This is a genomic window from Corynebacterium sanguinis, from assembly GCF_007641235.1.
GTDB lineage: Bacteria > Actinomycetota > Actinomycetes > Mycobacteriales > Mycobacteriaceae > Corynebacterium > Corynebacterium sanguinis.
Genome location: NZ_CP038157.1, coordinates 100,038 through 115,650, shown reverse-complemented (window position 1 = coordinate 115,650; position 15,613 = coordinate 100,038). Strand labels below are relative to the sequence as shown.

Sequence of the window (15,613 nt, the reverse complement as noted above, 5' to 3'; positions counted from 1 at the left end):
CGAGAGTCAACTTTACAGTTTCCGGGGTTGTTTTCCTAATCGCTACCGCGCAGCGATCCGGATAGCCGGAGTGCTAGCACCGTGCGGTCGCGCGCACCGACTTTGCCCAGGATCCGGGACACGTGGTTCTTCACGGTTCCCTCCGCCAGGTGGAGCTGCGCCGCGATCTCCTGGTTGGTTTTGCCCTGCGCGATCAGTTCCGCCACGCCGCGTTCGGCGCGCGTCAAGATGGCGAGCTCGTTGGTCGGGGCTTCGTGGGCGAACCGCGCGATCCGCGGGTCGAGCACCAGCCCGCCGGCCGCCGCGTCCGCGATGGCGCGCGCGAACTGCTCCGGTGCGACGTCTTTGAGAATGTAGCCCGCGGCCCCCGCGCTCAGCAGCGCCGAAACCAGCGAGGCGTCGTCGAAGGTGGTAAGCACCAGCACGGGAAATTCGGGCGCGCATTGCTTGACGACGCCCAACCCGTCGACCCCGGGCATCGCGGCGTCAGTGATGATGATGTCGACGGTGTGCTCGCGGGCGAGCATCAGCGCTTCAGCTCCCGCGGTCGTTGCCGCGACAATGTCGATGCCGTCGATGGTGTCGAAGATCAGGCGCAAGCCGCGCAGCAGCATTTCGTGGTCGTCGATGAGCAACGCCCGAATCGGTGTTGTCTTCACCGCGCACCCCCTGCCACGGGAAAGCGCAGTGTGATACGGAACCCGCCGTCGATGCCGCCGTGCGCCTCGGAGGCGACATTGCCGCCGATTTTCTCGGCGCGCTCCTTCAGGGAGGTGATGCCAAAGCCGGGTGGTGTGTCGTTTCCCGATCCGTCGTCGGCGACGCTGACCGCGGTGTCGCTGAGCGTGATCACGGCGGTGTCCGCGCCCGCGTGGCGCACGACGTTCGTCAGCGCCTCCTGCACGAAGACCAGGGCGAGGGTGGCTACCTGCTCCGGCGGCGGGGTGCGCAGAGAGCTCTCGAGCGTGATGTCCACGCCTGTGCCCCGAAACCACTCGGCGAGCTGGCGGCACGTTGCGGTCAGGTCGCCGTCGACAAGCTCAAGTGGAGTGATTGCACGAACGGTGGTGCGCATCGCGTCGAGCGCGGCGGAAACGTGGCCGCGCAGGGTGCGCAGCTCCTCGGCGGCCGCATCGGGTTTGGTGGGCATGATGCGCCTGACTGCGTCGATGCCGTAGGCGATAATGGTCAGACGGTGCCCCAGGTTGTCGTGGAGACTGGTCGCCAAACGGTGGCGCTCCTGCGCCAGCGTGAGTTCGCGGACCCTGACATTGGCGGCGCGCAGCGCCTCCTCGCTGGCGAAAATCTGGTTCACCGTCCGCCCCAGCGCCACGCCGGCGACGGACACCACACAAGCGGCGACGAACTCGATGAGGATCTTTGCGGGATCGCTGCCGGCCTGAAGGTGAAGCGCGACGATGATGACAACGGGGATGATGGCGAAGACGCGCGAGGCGGTGTTACCGAGTGAGCGCGCAAGGGCCACGAAGCCGAGCCACAGGCCCATCACGCTGAGCGCGTTGTCACCGACCGCTAAGACGATGGTGCTCGCCGCTGCCACCGCGACGGCGGTGGCGGGGGAGGGGATGAACCGCCACAGCACCCACGCGCCGAGGAAGACGGCGAGAGACGCGCCGAGCGGGGCGAGCCGCGCCGTGGTGAGGGCAGCCGAATTCAACAGCAGCGCGACAAACAGGATGCAGAAATAGTCCAGGAAGCGCAGAAAGAACACCGAGGAAGTCTGTGCGGCGGCGGGCATGGCTCATAATCTACGTCGCCCACCCGTGACCGGGGTCATGGTGTCGGACGGTGAAAATCATGACCGTGGGCACTTTCGGGGCTCCCGTTATGCGCCGTAGCGTCACACACATGAGTACAACCGCCCTTTCTGGCGCGCGCCATGTCGGACTTGATGTCGCCCGCGGCATCGCAATTCTCGGCACCCTCGCCACCAACATCTGGATCTTTTCCGCGTCCGCCGCAGGTGAGAAGTCCCTGACCATGGAGGCGCTGTTCGGCAACGTCAACTTCACGTTGGCGCGCGAGGTTGGTTCCAACCCCAGCGTGGACGCCGTGATCAACGCCGTGCTGCACCTGATCACGGACGGCAAGTTCCTCGGCCTGCTCACCATCATGTTCGGCATCGGGCTCGAAATTCAGCGTCAGTCGGCCGAACGCCGCGGCCAACGCTGGCCCGGCGGTTACTACTGGCGCGCCGGGCTGCTCGCCGTCGAGGGTCTGATCAACTACATTTTCGTCTTCGAATTCGACGTGCTCATGGGCTACGGGCTCACGGCCCTCGCCGTCGCACCCATCCTGGCGCGCAGCGAGCGGGTGCAGAAGATCTTCATGTGGGTGGCTTTGACCGTGCACGTCGGCGCGATCGTCGTCCTCGACGCCCTCCTCACTTTCTTTAGCTCCGCCATGTCAGACGGCGGGCAGGACGCGCCCGAGGACATGATGCAGCTGGGTGTGCCCACCGACAACTACTGGGCAATGGTGCAGCACCGCGTGAGCCACTTCGTGGAAGGCCGCCTCGAGATCCCGATCATGTTCATGATGGGGCTGGGCATTTTCATCATCGGCGCGCGCCTCTACCGCGCCGGGCTGTTTGATCCCGCCCGCGCGGATCTGCGCCGCAAGGTGCTCATCGTGGGCCTGGGCTTCGGCCTCCCGCTGGACTGGGGCCTGCGCCTGTTTGCGACGTCCGCCGCGGCGATGACTACCCGCTACGTTACCTCCGCCATCGTCGCCTTTGGTGTCCTGGCACTGATCGCGGCATTCTACGTCCGCCGCGGCAACCGCCTCGGCGCTGTGGGGAAGGCCTTCGCCAACGTCGGACGCACCGCGTTGAGCTGCTACATCCTCCAAAACATCATCGCGTCTATCGTGTTCTACGACTTCGGCCTGGGGCTTGCGCGCGTCACCTCCGGTGAAGGTCAGACGCTGCCCGTGCTCGGCATTTACGCGCTGATCTGCCTCGGGTTAATGGCGGCGAGCAGTCTGTGGCTGCGCCGCTTCTCGCGAGGCCCGGTGGAGATTGTGATGCACCGGCTCGTCGACAAGCTTCAAGCAATTAGGCCAGCTCGCTCGTGACATGTAGGATATTTCGAGTTGTCCAGCGCCTGTTGGACCTTTGTTGGACCACGACCATTTTCGCACCCAACTCAGGCACGATCCGCCTAACGAATAGCCGCGCGGAACCGACCTGTAGTTCAATCCTGAGGGAGACGAATCAAGCAATGAAGAATGATATTCACCCGGATTACCATCCGGTGATCATCCAGGACGGTAACACGGGAAACAAGTTCCTGACCCGCTCCACGATGACCTCCGATCGCACCGAGCAGTGGGAAGACGGCAACGAGTACCCGCTCATCGTCGTTGACGTGACCTCCGAGTCCCACCCGTTCTGGACCGGCGCGCAGCGTCTCATGGACACTGCTGGCCGCGTTGAGAAGTTCAACCAGCGCTTCGGTGGCATGGCCCGCCGCAAGAAGAAGTCCGCGAACTAAGAACTAGAAGGTCGAAGGAATAAAAACTCACCATGGCTGTACAGAAATTCCGTAAGTCCCGCGCTAACACGCACTCGCGCCGCTCCCAGTGGAAGGCCGACAACCCCGACCTGCAGACCGTCAAGATTGACGGCCAGGAGGTGCGCATCCCGCGCCGCCTGGTCAAGGCCGCTCAGGCTGGCCTGATCGACGTCGAGCAGTTCTAAGAAAACGCTCATCCTTACTTAACCGGGTCCCCGCTTGCGGGGCCCGGTTTTGTTATTCAGGAAACGTTCAGGAAGTGTTATGCTACACGCTTTGCCCAGCGCAGAAGCGCCACAGGTGACGCGTGAACAATGTCGCACATGACAAATCCCATACCGCCCCAAGGCGTCTATCAGGTCAGCACCGCTCAGCCGCGCCCCGAGCCGCGCCGCCGCCCCGTTGTCGCGATCGCGCTCATCACGTCCCTCCTCGCCGGTGCCGGCGCGGGCTTCGCCGCCGGCACCATCTCCGGCAAGAACAACCAGGCCTACGTCAGCGACGCGCTCGACGCCGAGCCCGCCACCGACAACGCGCCCGCGCCCGAAGGCTCGGTCGAGGAGGTAGCGGCCACGGTCCTGCCCGCCGTTGTCTCGATCACGGTTGACTCCCCGCGCGGCAGCGCCGAGGGATCCGGCTCCATCATCTCCGCGGACGGGTACGTTCTGACCAACCACCACGTCATTGCGGAGGGCGCCGATGGCGCCAGGATCGCCGTCACGCTTAACGACGGCACCACGCACCCGGCCACCTACGTCGCCTCCGACGTCAACACCGACGTCGGCGTGCTCAAGATCGAGGGCGTCGACAACCTTCCCGTGATCCGCTTCGGCAACTCGGACGATCTGCGCGTGGGTCAGGAAGTCGTCGCCGTGGGCTCCCCGCTCGGCTTCTCCGCGACCGTGACCAGCGGCATCGTCTCCGCCCTCAACCGCCCCGTGCGCGCGTCACAGGGTGGCGGCGAGAGCTCGCTGATGGACGGCATCCAAACCGACGCGGCGATCAACCCCGGTAACTCCGGCGGCCCGCTTGTGGATATGAACGGCAACCTCGTGGGCATGAACTCAGTCATCGCGTCCATGGCCTCCGGGCCGCAAGGCGGCGCCGGCTCCATCGGCCTTGGTTTCGCCATCCCGGCGAACTTCGCGCAGCGCGTGGCCAAGCAGTTGATTGATACGGGCGAGGCGCGCCAGCCGATGCTCGGCGTCCAGGTCAGCATCGTCGACCAGGCGAACGGGGCGACGGTGGCCGGGGTGGAGCCAGGTAGCCCCGCTGACGCGGCCGGGATCAAGACGGGCGACGTGATCACCCGGTTGAATGATCGCCCCATCGATTCGGCTGACGCGTTGATCGCGGCCACCCGATCGCAGGACTTCGGCGAGACCGTGACCTTGGAAGTTAGCTCCGAGGGGGACCCAGATCCGAGAACAGTAGATGTGACGCTCAGTTCGGAGTAAGTTCATATCTGCACACCGCCCGTCGGGGCCTTAAAAGGATCAACAGAAGGGGAAAGCCCATGCCCAACGCAATGGACGCACTGGAGCTGCGCGAACCAGACGATGCTTTCCTCATGGCGACAGAACTAGAGGACAACGCCCCAGTCCCGCCGTGCGCGCTCGTCGTGCTAGTCTCCGACCACCGCTACGACGACCCGGCGGACGACACGCACAAGCTCGTCGGCGAGCTGCTCGCGGAGGCGGGTTTCCTCGTCGACGCCGTTGTGCGCGTCAAATCGAAGAAGTCGGACATTCGCAAGGCGATCGAGACCGGTGTGGTCGGCGGTGTCGACTTGGTCCTGACCATCGGCGGCACCGGGGTCGGCCCGCGCGATAAGACCCCGGAGGCGACACGCGCCGTGATCGACAAGATGGTTCCGGGCGTCGGCCAGGCGATCCGCTCCTCCGGCCAGACCTGCGGCGCCATCGACGCCGCCACCTCCCGCGGCATCTGCGGGGTCTCCGGCTCGACGGTGGTGGTCAACTTGGCGGCGAGCCGCCAGGCGATCCGGGACGGAGTGTCCACCCTCCAGCCGCTCGTCGCGCACCTCATCGCGGACCTGAACAAGTACAGCGTCTAGCCCCGTGCCTAACCCGCAACGAAAAAGGCGACGCGCGAAGCGCACCGCCGATGTGGAGTATGACCGCGCGGCGGACTCGGTCGAGCCCCGCGCCGCGGACGATGAGTTTGTCGTCTTAGACGACGATGTCCCGCCCCCGCTAAGCGATCTGGAGTACTACGAGGACGAGCGTCCGCCGCACTACGGCAGCTGAGGGTCGATCGTGCTGCCGGTGCCGGTGGTGCCGGCGCTGCCCGGCTTGCTCTGGCCCGCGAGCAGGTCGCGGATCTCGGTGAGCAGCTCGGTGTCGGTCGGGGCGGGCTCGTCCTCGCTGATGCCGCGCTTGCGCTTCTGCATCTCGTCGAGCTTGTTCATCGGGGCGACGATGAAGAAGTAGACGACGGCCGCGATGAGCAGGAAGTTGATGATCGCCGTCAGCAGCGCGCCGAAGTTGAGGAAGGTCGCGTCGTTGCCCGGGATGGCGTTGAAGCCGAAACCGAACTCGGATCCGCCGAGGCCCGCGATGAGCGGGTTGATGATGTTGTCGGAGAACGCGGTGACGATGGCGGTGAACGCAGCGCCGATCACAACACCGACCGCGAGGTCGATGACGTTCCCGCGCATGATGAAGTCTTTGAAACCCTTGAGCATGTCCGTTCCTTTTCTGTCGGGGGCCCGAAATGGCCCAGAAACTTTATACCATAGCTTTACGGTTCTCCGCCCAGCAAGACCGTCAGGGGGGTCGACAGGGAGGCGGCGGCCACCGCGGCGGCCTGGGAGTCTTTGAGCAGCAGCATGACGGTGCCCTCGCTGCCGTCCGCGCCGGCGAGCGCGACGCGCCCGCCTGCGGCGATGGTCTCGGGGTGGGTGCCGTCCGCAGACACAGTCACTACGTCCACGGTGGCGCCGTGGTGCAGCATCGGGATGATGTCCGGCTCCGCGAGGGCGACGGGCACCATTGAATACGTCTCGGCCGCGCCCGCTGGGACGAGCTCGCGGGCGAGGTCGGGCCCGACCAAGCGGGTCGTGGTCACGACTTCTCCGCGCGAAGCGGCGGCCGCGACGATGTGGCCCGCGGCCGCGTCCACCTCCCGCAGCGCGTTGTCCGGGATCGCCTCCTGAGGCAGCCGGCGCAGCTCAACGTCGGCGTCCTGGAGGACCTGGCCCGCGTCGGCGGGCTGCGCAAACGTGACAACGAGCGGGTCCGCGGCCCGGTTTGCCGCCGCGTTGAGCGCGGCCGCAGCGAGAAGCGCCGCGGCCGCGGCCCGGCGGAGCAGGACGCTGCGGCGGTAGCCGGGTTCGCGCAGCGCATCCAGAACGTTCATACCCCTATTGGACTGCGCGCGGGCCCCACAGGTTCCCTCACGGCTTAGAGCAGCCTCACTCCGCGCTCGGTAATCACGGCGTTGACGGGGACGTCGTGCGGGTCGTGCGGAACCGCCGCGACGAACTCGCGCTCGTAGACCACCGCCACGGTGGGCACGTCCAACCCTGCCAGGGCGCGGTCGTAGTAGCCCGCGCCCTTGCCCAGCCGCATGCCGTCCCGGCCGACGCCCAGGGCAGGCACGATGACGACGCGGCAGGAGCGCAGCACGTTCGAGTTGAACCGCGCCCCGACCGGTTCCGCGATGCCCAGGGCGCCGGGGGCCAACGCGTGATCGTGCGGCGAGAACTGCAACACTCCGCCAGACAACGAGACGGGGAGAAAGAGGCGCCGGCACGCGGCGGCGAGGGAGGCGACGAAGCCGTCGCCCCCCGGCTCGGAGGCGAGCGGGACGTACGCCGCGGCGTTTTCCCCGCCGAACGACGACAGGTAGTCCACCGCGTGCGCGGTAATCGCCTGGTCGAGCTCGCGCTTGAGGCCGGGGCGGGCGCGGAGGTGGCGTCGATAAGCGAGGTGCCGCTCTCGCATCGCCGACTTCGGTGACATGGGGGCATTCTCGCACACCGGCCACCCAAGGGTCGCTCCCGGAATCGGCGGGGGCCGGGGGTAAGCTCCAACCTTATGCGGACTACCAGTGAGAACCCCTCGCCCGGAATCAGAACCGTCGTTGTGCCGGCGGCCGGCATGGGAACGAGGTTCCTGCCAGCGACGAAGACGGTGCCGAAGGAGCTGTTGCCTGTGGTGGACACGCCCGGCATCGAGCTCATCGCCGAGGAGGCCGCCGAGGCGGGAGCGAGGCGCCTGGCGATCATCACCGCCCCGGAGAAGCAGGAGATCATGCGCCACTTCGGCGAGTTTGAGTCCCTGTGCGAGACGCTCACCGAGCGCGGCAAGACCGCCCAGGTGGAAAAGGTCGCGCGCGCGTCGAAGCTGATCGACGCCGTGTCGGTGATCCAGGAGAAGCCGCTCGGCCTCGGCCACGCGGTCGGCTGCGCCGAGGCGGCGCTCGACGACGACGAGGATGTTGTGGCGGTCATGCTTCCCGACGACCTCGTTCTGCCCACCGGAGTGATGGACAAGATGGCGCGCGTGCGCGCGGAGCTCGGCGGTTCCGTGCTCTGCGCGTTCAACGTCACCCCGGACGAGGTTTTCAACTACGGAGTGTTCGACGTCGAGGACATCGACGCCCAGCACGACGCCGCGTTCGACGGGTTCGCGGTGAAGAAGGTCCGCGGCATGGTGGAAAAGCCCGCCAAGGAGGAGGCGCCGTCGACGCTCGTCGCAACGGGGCGCTACCTGCTGGACCGCGCCATCTTCGACGCGCTGCGCCGCATCACCCCCGGCAAGGGAGGCGAGCTGCAGCTCACCGACGCGATCGAGCTGATGATCCAGGAGGGCCACCCCGTCCACGTCGTGGTGCACGAGGGCAAGCGCCACGACCTGGGCAACCCGGCGGGATACATCCCCGCCAACGTCGACTTCGGTTTGCGTGACGAGAAGTACGGCCCGGCGCTCTACACCGCCATCAAGGCGATCCTGCGTGAGTACGAAGCGGAAATGTAGTCTGCAACCATGATGCCCAAGATGCGCAGCGTGGACGAGCAGTTGGCGATGGTGGTCGACGCCGCGCCTGTCCCGGAGCCCATCCGCGTCGCAATTTCGGACGCCCTCGGCCTGATGTGCGCGGAGGAAGTCGCCGCCGCGGCGCCGCTTCCCGGCTTCGCCCAGGCCGCGGTCGACGGGTACGCGGTGCGCGCCGTGGACGTCGGTGGCGGGGTAGCGCTGGGATCCGGGCCCGCCGCGGTCCAGGAGGAGGGCAAGGCGGCCGAGCGGTCGCTTCCCGTCGTCGGCGAGGTCGCCGCGGGTTCGCAGAAGCCGCTGCGCCTGCAGCCCAAGCAGGCCGTGCGCGTCGCAACCGGGGCTCCCTTGCCCACGCTTGCCGACGCCGTGCTCCCGCTGCAGTGGAGCGACCGCGGCCGCAAGCGCATGACGCCGACGCGCCCCGTGCGCACCGGCGACTTCGTGCGCCGGGTCGGCGACGACATCCAGCCCGGCGACGTCGCCGTGCGCCAGGGCTCGGTGATCGGCCCGGCGCAGATCGGCCTGCTCGCCGCCGCGGGCCGCAACAAGGTGCTGGTGTACCCGCGTCCCCGCGTCACCGTCATGGCCTACGGCCTCGAGCTCGTCGACATCGAGCGCAGCCCAGGCCTCGGCCAGGTCTACGACGTCGCCTCCTACGCGGTCGCGGCGGCAGCGATTGAGGCCGGGGCCACCGTGACCCGCGCCGGAATTATCAACGCCGAGCCGCGCAGGTTGAAGGAAACGGTCGCCCACCAGGCGTCGAGAAGCGAAATGCTCATCATCACGGGCGCTGTCGGGGGCAGCTCCGCGGCGCCGCTGCAGGAGGTGCTTCGCGAGCTCGGGGAGATCGACACCACGCGCGTGGCCATGCACCCCGGATCGGTGCAGGGCTACGGGCTGGTGGGCGAGGAGCGCGTGCCCGTGTTTTTGCTGCCGACGAACGCGGTCAGCTCGCTGGTCATCTTCGAGACGCTGATCCGCCCGGCGATCCGGCAGTCTCTGGGCAAGGCGACGCCGACGCGGCGCAGCGTCCAGGCGCGCTCGCTCGGGCCGATCAACTCGCTCCCCGGACGCCTCGGCCTCGTGCGCGGGCGGCTCATGCGTGACGCGGAAACAGGCGACTACCTGGTCCAGCCGCTCAGCGGCGCCGAGGGCGCGCCCGCGCACCTTCTCGCCGGCTTCGCGGAGGCCAACGCGCTGATCCGCATCCCTGACGACGTCACCGAGGTCCGCCCCGGCGACCTCGTCGACGTCGAGTTCCTGCAGCAGCGGTAGCGGGCCATGCTTGCATTTCTCGGCCTCAGCTCGGGCGGGTTCCACCCCGGGTGGCCCGAAGCGACGCCCGCGGTGTTCCTCCCCGACGGTGCCCGACTGCGGCTGCGCGAGCTGCGCGCCGGCGACGGTACCGACTGGGCGCGCTACCGCGTGGCCGACGAGCGCTGGCTCAAGCCCGTCGAGCCGACCGTGCCCACCTCATGGGCGGGCGCGCACACCCGCGGTGCTTGGCGCTCCACCTACTCCAACCTGCGCCGACTCGCCCTCGACGGGGTGGTCGTGCCCCTGGTCATCGAGCTAGACGGCCGCTTTGCCGGCCAGGTCACGCTGGGCAACATCCAGCACGGCTCCGTCTCCGAATGCTGGATCGGCTACTGGGTCCACTCGGCCTTCATGGGCCGCGGCCTGGCGACGGCCGCTTGTGCGCTCGGCACCGACCACGCCTTCGGGCGCGTCGGCATGCACCGGGTCACCGCGACCTACCTGCCCGACAACCCGGCCTCGGGCAAAGTGCTTGTGGCCAACGGCTACCGCCAAGAGGGTTACATGCGCCGCAACCTGCACATCGACGGGCAGTGGCGCGACCACCACTTCGTGGCGCTCAACGCGGACGACTACCACTCCACGGCCCTGGCCCGGTTGATCGCCGAGGGCAGGGTACGGCGTGGCTGAAAGGCACAGAGGTTTCGGGCCGATAACCTTACAACCCGACTCCATTGTTTAATCCCCGCTGCAAGAAAGGTGGCCTCCCCACATGGGCAGCCTCAGCCTCATCATCGTGCTGATCATCGTCGTCTGGGTGATCGTCCTGGCCCCGATCGTCATGGGCAACAACAAGCCGATCCGCCACTCCGGCGACGGCTATGATGCCACCCGGGTGCTGCACGCCGGCGGCAGCGAGCCGGTGGCGCAGCGCCGCCGCCCCAAGCTCTCCGCCGCCGACGTGCACCGCCACGACGACTCCGCGGTGGCCGACTACGAGGTCGTCGAGGCTGAAGCGGCGCCGCTGGCCAGTACCGGTGGCTCCACCGCGATTAGCCTGCGTGTCGACGAGCCCGAGCAGGAACACATCGACGGCGAGGTTGTCGTCGAGGAGGAGCAGCCCGCCCCCTCGGGATCCACCGCGTGGTCGGTGCTTCAGGCTGAGGCGGACGATGCGGGCGACATCGAGCAGGACCACTACGAGGTCGACGCCTCCTACGCCTCCCCGGGCGACTACGGCTATGCCGACGAGCAGCTCGTTGTCGAGGACGAGGTCACGGCTGCTCCGGCAGCGGAGGACGACACCGAGCAGATCGAGGACCACTCTGAGCTCACCGCCGAGGAGATCGCGTTCGCGCAGAACCGCCGCGGCCGCGGCGGCTGGGACCCAGAGCGCGAGCACGCGGCTCGCGAGGACAGGTTCAAGCGCCGCCAGCGCACGCTGCTCGGTCTCATCGTCGCCGACGTCATCGCCGTGGTTTTCGCGTTCGTGGTCGGCGGCTGGGCCTGGGTCGTGCCGGCGATCACGGTTGCGCTGACGGTCTGGTTCATGGTGGTGCTGCGTTCCGTGGTGAAGCAGGAACGCGCCCTGCACGCGCGCCGCGTGCGCCAGCTGCGCCGCGCTCGGATGGGTGTGGTGACCTCCGCCGACTCCGCGGCGCTGCCGCGTGAGCGCCGCGTGCCCGGCGCCGTTATCGTCGAGCTTGACGACGAAAGCCCCGATTTCGCGAACCTCGACTACCACTACGCAGCACCGGCAGCCGTGAGCTACGAGTACGACGACTACCACCGCGCTAGCTAGTGCGCCGCGCGGTCCTTATCGTCGCGCTGCTCAACCTCGCCTACTTCGTCGTCGAGATTGTCGCCGCGGCGGCGCTCGGCTCCGCGGCGTTGCTCGCCGACTCCGTCGATTTCCTGGAAGACACCGCGATCAACCTGCTGGTTTTCGTCGCGGTGGCGTGGCCGGCGGCGCGCAGGCGGGTTGCTGCGAAGGTGCTCGCCGGCCTGATCCTCCTTCCCGCCATCGCAGCACTAGTGATGGTGGTGTACAAGGTGCTCAACCCCGTGCCACCGGCCCCGGAGGGCCTCACCCTCGTTGCGGCAGGCGCGCTGGTAGTCAACGTCATCTGCGCGCTGATTTTGCTCAAGGTGCGCGGCACCGGGGTCGCTCTGGCCACCGGGGCTTGGCTCGCCGCGCGTAACGACGCCCTATCTAACGTCCTGATCATCATCGCGGGCCTGCTCACCTTCGTCTACGCCACGGCGTGGTTCGACATCGCCGTCGGTTTGATCATCGCGGTGCTCAACCTCTCGGCCGCGAAGGAGGTCTGGGAGGAAGCGGACTAGGCCTGGGCGCTGCCTTCCGGGGTGGCGTGGTCCTGGTCGACGATGACGTGCAGGACGGCGACGTGGGCGTCGTCAAGCGCGGCGAACGCGCGCTGCACGGCACCGTCGACTTCGTCGTCGCGGCTGACCGTCTCCGCCCACGCACCCATCGCCTGGGACCACGCGGCGAAGTCCGGGTTGGATAGCTGTGTGCCCTCCACCCGGCCCGGGAAGTGCTTCTCCTGATGAGCGCGGATCGTGCCGTACTGCTGGTTGTCCACCACCACAATCAGCATCGGAGCCTCGTAGCGCACCGCGGTGACGATCTCTTGGCCGTTCATCAGCAGCTCCCCGTCGCCCGCGAAGACCACCACGGTCCTCTCCGGCAGCGCGAGCTTCGCGGCCAAACCAGCGGCGACGGAGTAGCCCATGGAGCCCAGGCGCGGGGCAAGCATAGAGGGGAAGCGCCGCGTGGGGAAGAAGCGCTGCGGCCAGAAGCAGTGGTTACCGGCGCCGAACGCAGTGAGCGCGGTGTCGTCGAGTCGGGCCGTGACCTGCTCGAGGACGTGGTAGAAATCCACCGCGCCCTCGGGCAGGTTGGCGAAACGCTCCCCCGGGGCGGGGATGGCGGAAAACTCGGCGTGAATATTGCGGGCTTTGGCGAACCATTGAGTGGTGTCCGGCTTGGAATCTAGCGCGATCTCGTCGATCACCTGGGCAAAAGCGTGCGGGTCGGCGAGGACGTGGTGGGTCAGCGCCCCGGAGGAGCCCTTAAGTCCGGCGTCGGAGTTGACCACGATGTTGACCGCATCGAGGGACTGGCGCAGCGTGAAGTTGTCGGTGGGCTTGTCCCACAGCTTCGCGCCGATGCACAGCAGCACGTCGGCCTCCTCCAGCAACCGCGCCGTCTCCTCGTTGCGGGCGGTACCCAGCCATCCCGCGTTGGCGGGGGAGTCGAAGTTGATGCGGTCGGTCGAGCGCATGTCGTTGACCACGGGGATGGAGTAGCGCTCGGCGAAGCTCTGCACCGCGTCGCAGGCCTGCTGGGTCCAGCCCTGGCCGCCTTCGAAGATGAGCGGGGCGCGGGCGCCGCGTAGTGCTTCGGTGATGATCGCGATGTCGTGGTCCGCCACCGCGCCCTGCGCGGTAGCCATCGGCCCCGCGATCTCCCCGGTGAACTCCTCGAGCAGCACGTCCTCGGGCAGGCCGACGACGACCGGGCCGCGCCGACCCGACTGGGCGAGGTGGAACGCGTTGGCGACGACACGGCTGGCGCGCTGCGCGTCGTCGACGACGAACACGCCCTTGGTGATGTCGCCGAACCACACGTTGATGTCGAACTCTTGGAACGACTCCCGGTAGCGGTCCTTCACCGGCACGAGGCCGACGAAAAGAATGAGGGGGACCTCGTCCTGCCACGCCGTGTAGACGCCAATCTTAGCGTTCGCCGCGCCGGGGCCGCGGGTGACCATGGCCACGCCCGCGCGGCCGGTGGCCTTGCCGTGCGCCTCGGCGGCGTAGGCGGCGCCGCCCTCGTGGCGGCACACGACGGAGGCGATGGAGCTGTCGTGCATCCCGTCGAGCACCGCGAGGAAACTCTCCCCGGGGACCATAAACACGTGCGAGACGTGGTGTGCTTCAAGGGACTGTGCGATGGCCGCTCCGACATGCATGGCTGCCACCCTACCCCCAGATACCGGAGGAGCCCCTGCGCCAGCTACCCACCAGGTGCGTATCCACAACCCCCGTCGACTCCATGAGCGCGTACATGGTTACCGGGCCGACGAAGCGGAACCCGAGCGCCTTGAGATCCTTCGCCAGCTGCTCGGACTCGTGCGAGCGCGTGGGCACCTCGTCCATCGTTGTCGGCGCCGGGGTCGTCTCCGGCTGGTACGACCAGACGAACTCGGCGAGGTCGGTGCCGCGTTCGCGCAGGGCGACGGTGGCCCGGGCGTTGGTGATCACCGCCTCGAGTTTGCGGCGGTTGCGTATCAGGGAGGCGTCGGAAAGCAAATGCTCGATCGAGTCCATGCACGCGACGGCATCGGGGTCGAAGCCGCAGAAGGCCTCGCGCAGCGCGTCGCGCTTTTGCAGGATCAGCCGCCACGACAAGCCCACTTGGAAGCCCTCGAGGCAGACGCGCTCGAACATGCCGCGCTCGTCGGTCACGGGCATGCCCCACTCGGTGTCGTAGTAGTTGCGCAGCAACTCGTCGGCGGCGGCCCAGGGGGGGGCGGGCGCGGCCGTCGTCGCCGATGATGAGTCCGTTTTCTTTGAGTTTCATACCCTGTTGGACTGTAGTTCGCGCCCGCAGGTTCCACAGGTAATCTATTCCACATGAACAGGCCCGCGGTTCGCGACTTCGCGCTTTTGGTGTTGCGTTTTGTCCTCGGCGCCGTTTTCGTCGCCCACGGTTACCGCCGCTGGTTTGAAACGGGCATGGCGCGCTCGGCCGCGCAATTCGCCGAATGGGGCGTGCCCCAGCCTAAGCTCAGCGCCTACCTCGCCGGGTCCGTCGAGCTCATCGGCGGTGCGCTGCTGGTTATCGGTCTGCTGACCACGTTGGTCGCGGGTGTGTTGGCGCTGCTCGCCGCGGCGGCCGCCTACTTTGTCCACCTTGACCACGGGTTCTTCGCCGAGGCCGGCGGGGTGGAGTACCCGGTGGTGCTCGCGAGCGCGCTGTTTATCGTGGTCGTCTTCGGCGCCGGGCGCGCCAGCCTCGACGGGGTGTTAGCTCGTGCTTAGCCACGACCAGGTGCGCGCCGCGCTCTCCGCCCGCGTCGACGGGGAATCGAGCGGGCTTGACGACGCCGTCGTCGACGCCCACGTCGCCGAGTGCGCCGAGTGCAGCGCCTACTACCAGCGGATTCTCTCCCTGTCTCGCAACCTGCGCTTCGCCGAGATTGGCGGCGGGATGGCGCCACCGGAAAACCTCTCCACGGTGATCCTCGCCGGTGTCGAGGGCGAGTGGCGCAAGCTGTCGCAGCGGCGCATGGTGCTGCTGACCCTGTGCCGTGTTGCGCTTGTCGCGGCGGCGCTGGTGTGGCTGGCGTGGGCAGTGATGCACCTTGTCAATGGAGGAGAGTCGGGCACGGCATCGGTGCGCCTCGGCGTGGCCACCGCGCTCGCCTACACCGCGGCGCGCCCGGCCCAGATCCCCGGCATCGCGCTGGTGGTGGGCACCATGTTTACCTTCACTCTGGGTTTTGTGGTGCGCGACGCAGTGCTCGATACCGGTTCGGGCGTGGCGCCCCACGTTCTGATCCTGCTGCCGACCCTCATCGCGCTGCTGGGTACCCTCGCCGTGGATCGCGGGCCGCAGCTGCGCCGGGCGTGGCGGTCGCTGGGTGCGGATCCGACGTAGGGTGGGTTTTCGTTGTTTGGTGGGGCGGTGAGATGTCACGGTCGAGGCGCGCCCGGCCGTGAAACCGCAGGTCGCGATCACTCTGCAACCATCGACCGTGACGTTTGGCC

General features: G+C 67.7%; 19 protein-coding genes and 1 pseudogene. 13 read left to right on the top strand and 7 right to left on the bottom strand.

What is annotated here, in order from left to right:
- Positions 1–35 precede the first annotated feature (35 nt).
- Positions 36–659, bottom strand: a complete 624-nt coding sequence (locus E3227_RS00620) for a response regulator (protein WP_144317240.1) — start codon at positions 657–659, stop codon at positions 36–38.
- Positions 656–1,759, bottom strand: coding sequence for a sensor histidine kinase (locus tag E3227_RS00615; protein WP_144317239.1), 1,104 nt, complete (start codon positions 1,757–1,759; stop codon positions 656–658). The genes E3227_RS00620 and E3227_RS00615 overlap by 4 nt, the downstream gene beginning before the upstream one ends.
- Positions 1,760–1,869: 110 nt before the next feature.
- On the opposite strand from E3227_RS00615, the gene E3227_RS00610 reads away from it, so the two are divergent.
- The 6 genes from E3227_RS00610 (at position 1,870) to E3227_RS00585 (ending at position 5,806) form a co-directional block, all read left to right on the top strand.
- Positions 1,870–3,096 carry a DUF418 domain-containing protein gene (locus E3227_RS00610; protein ID WP_170228601.1) on the top strand — a complete coding sequence of 409 codons (1,227 nt, stop codon included), beginning with the start codon at positions 1,870–1,872 and terminating at the stop codon, positions 3,094–3,096.
- Between the two features lie 146 nt (positions 3,097–3,242).
- Positions 3,243–3,515, top strand: coding sequence for a type B 50S ribosomal protein L31 (locus tag E3227_RS00605; protein ID WP_006841067.1), 273 nt, complete (start codon positions 3,243–3,245; stop codon positions 3,513–3,515).
- Between the two features lie 32 nt (positions 3,516–3,547).
- A complete protein-coding gene (rpmF, locus tag E3227_RS00600; protein ID WP_006841066.1) occupies positions 3,548–3,721 on the top strand; it encodes a 50S ribosomal protein L32 in 174 nt (57 codons plus the stop codon).
- 138 nt (positions 3,722–3,859) lie between these two features.
- Positions 3,860–4,993 (top strand): S1C family serine protease, encoded by a 1,134-nt coding sequence (locus E3227_RS00595; protein WP_311196873.1) that lies wholly within the window; start codon positions 3,860–3,862, stop codon positions 4,991–4,993.
- A 59-nt stretch (positions 4,994–5,052) separates the two neighbouring features.
- Entirely contained in the window at positions 5,053–5,613 is a 561-nt protein-coding gene (locus E3227_RS00590) for a MogA/MoaB family molybdenum cofactor biosynthesis protein (RefSeq protein WP_144317236.1), read from the top strand.
- A 4-nt stretch (positions 5,614–5,617) separates the two neighbouring features.
- The gene (locus E3227_RS00585) at positions 5,618–5,806 is read left to right on the top strand and encodes a hypothetical protein (RefSeq protein ID WP_144317235.1); all 189 of its coding nucleotides are present in this window, start codon (positions 5,618–5,620) and stop codon (positions 5,804–5,806) included.
- Here E3227_RS00585 and mscL read toward each other — a convergent pair.
- The 3 genes from mscL to E3227_RS00570 are packed head-to-tail and all read right to left on the bottom strand — an operon-like array spanning position 5,794 to position 7,522.
- Entirely contained in the window at positions 5,794–6,243 is a 450-nt protein-coding gene (gene mscL, locus E3227_RS00580) for a large-conductance mechanosensitive channel protein MscL (RefSeq protein WP_136649939.1), read from the bottom strand. The two genes, E3227_RS00585 and mscL, sit on opposite strands and share 13 nt — an antisense overlap.
- A 56-nt stretch (positions 6,244–6,299) precedes the next feature.
- Positions 6,300–6,917, bottom strand: a complete 618-nt coding sequence (locus E3227_RS00575; RefSeq protein ID WP_136649940.1) for an SAF domain-containing protein — start codon at positions 6,915–6,917, stop codon at positions 6,300–6,302.
- Between the two features lie 44 nt (positions 6,918–6,961).
- Positions 6,962–7,522, bottom strand: coding sequence for a 5-formyltetrahydrofolate cyclo-ligase (locus tag E3227_RS00570; RefSeq protein ID WP_246062708.1), 561 nt, complete (start codon positions 7,520–7,522; stop codon positions 6,962–6,964).
- 75 nt (positions 7,523–7,597) lie between these two features.
- On the opposite strand from E3227_RS00570, the gene E3227_RS00565 reads away from it, so the two are divergent.
- The 5 genes from E3227_RS00565 (at position 7,598) to E3227_RS00545 (ending at position 12,160) form a co-directional block, all read left to right on the top strand.
- Positions 7,598–8,539 carry a UTP--glucose-1-phosphate uridylyltransferase gene (locus tag E3227_RS00565; protein WP_136649941.1) on the top strand — a complete coding sequence of 314 codons (942 nt, stop codon included), beginning with the start codon at positions 7,598–7,600 and terminating at the stop codon, positions 8,537–8,539.
- A 21-nt stretch (positions 8,540–8,560) separates the two neighbouring features.
- A complete protein-coding gene (glp, locus tag E3227_RS00560; RefSeq protein WP_136649995.1) occupies positions 8,561–9,832 on the top strand; it encodes a molybdotransferase-like divisome protein Glp in 1,272 nt (423 codons plus the stop codon).
- A 6-nt stretch (positions 9,833–9,838) separates the two neighbouring features.
- On the top strand, positions 9,839–10,504 hold the full coding sequence (locus E3227_RS00555) for a GNAT family N-acetyltransferase (protein WP_144317234.1): 666 nt from the start codon (positions 9,839–9,841) through the stop codon (positions 10,502–10,504).
- A gap of 82 nt (positions 10,505–10,586) precedes the next feature.
- Positions 10,587–11,615 carry a divisome protein SepX/GlpR gene (gene sepX / locus E3227_RS00550; protein ID WP_136649943.1) on the top strand — a complete coding sequence of 343 codons (1,029 nt, stop codon included), beginning with the start codon at positions 10,587–10,589 and terminating at the stop codon, positions 11,613–11,615.
- Complete coding sequence (locus tag E3227_RS00545; protein ID WP_136649944.1) at positions 11,615–12,160, top strand: cation efflux transmembrane domain-containing protein; 546 nt, start codon at positions 11,615–11,617, stop codon at positions 12,158–12,160. Before sepX ends, E3227_RS00545 begins: the two co-directional genes overlap by 1 nt.
- Here E3227_RS00545 and E3227_RS00540 read toward each other — a convergent pair.
- The gene (locus E3227_RS00540; RefSeq protein WP_144317233.1) at positions 12,157–13,812 is read right to left on the bottom strand and encodes a thiamine pyrophosphate-dependent enzyme; all 1,656 of its coding nucleotides are present in this window, start codon (positions 13,810–13,812) and stop codon (positions 12,157–12,159) included. The genes E3227_RS00545 and E3227_RS00540 overlap by 4 nt on opposite strands.
- Positions 13,813–13,822: 10 nt before the next feature.
- Positions 13,823–14,423: pseudogene (locus E3227_RS00535) on the bottom strand (DNA-3-methyladenine glycosylase I).
- Between the two features lie 53 nt (positions 14,424–14,476).
- Between E3227_RS00535 and E3227_RS00530 the strand changes: the two are divergent.
- Complete coding sequence (locus tag E3227_RS00530; RefSeq protein WP_144317232.1) at positions 14,477–14,884, top strand: DoxX family protein; 408 nt, start codon at positions 14,477–14,479, stop codon at positions 14,882–14,884.
- On the top strand, positions 14,877–15,503 hold the full coding sequence (locus E3227_RS00525; RefSeq protein ID WP_144317231.1) for a zf-HC2 domain-containing protein: 627 nt from the start codon (positions 14,877–14,879) through the stop codon (positions 15,501–15,503). The genes E3227_RS00530 and E3227_RS00525 overlap by 8 nt, the downstream gene beginning before the upstream one ends.
- Positions 15,504–15,613: the final 110 nt, after the last annotated feature.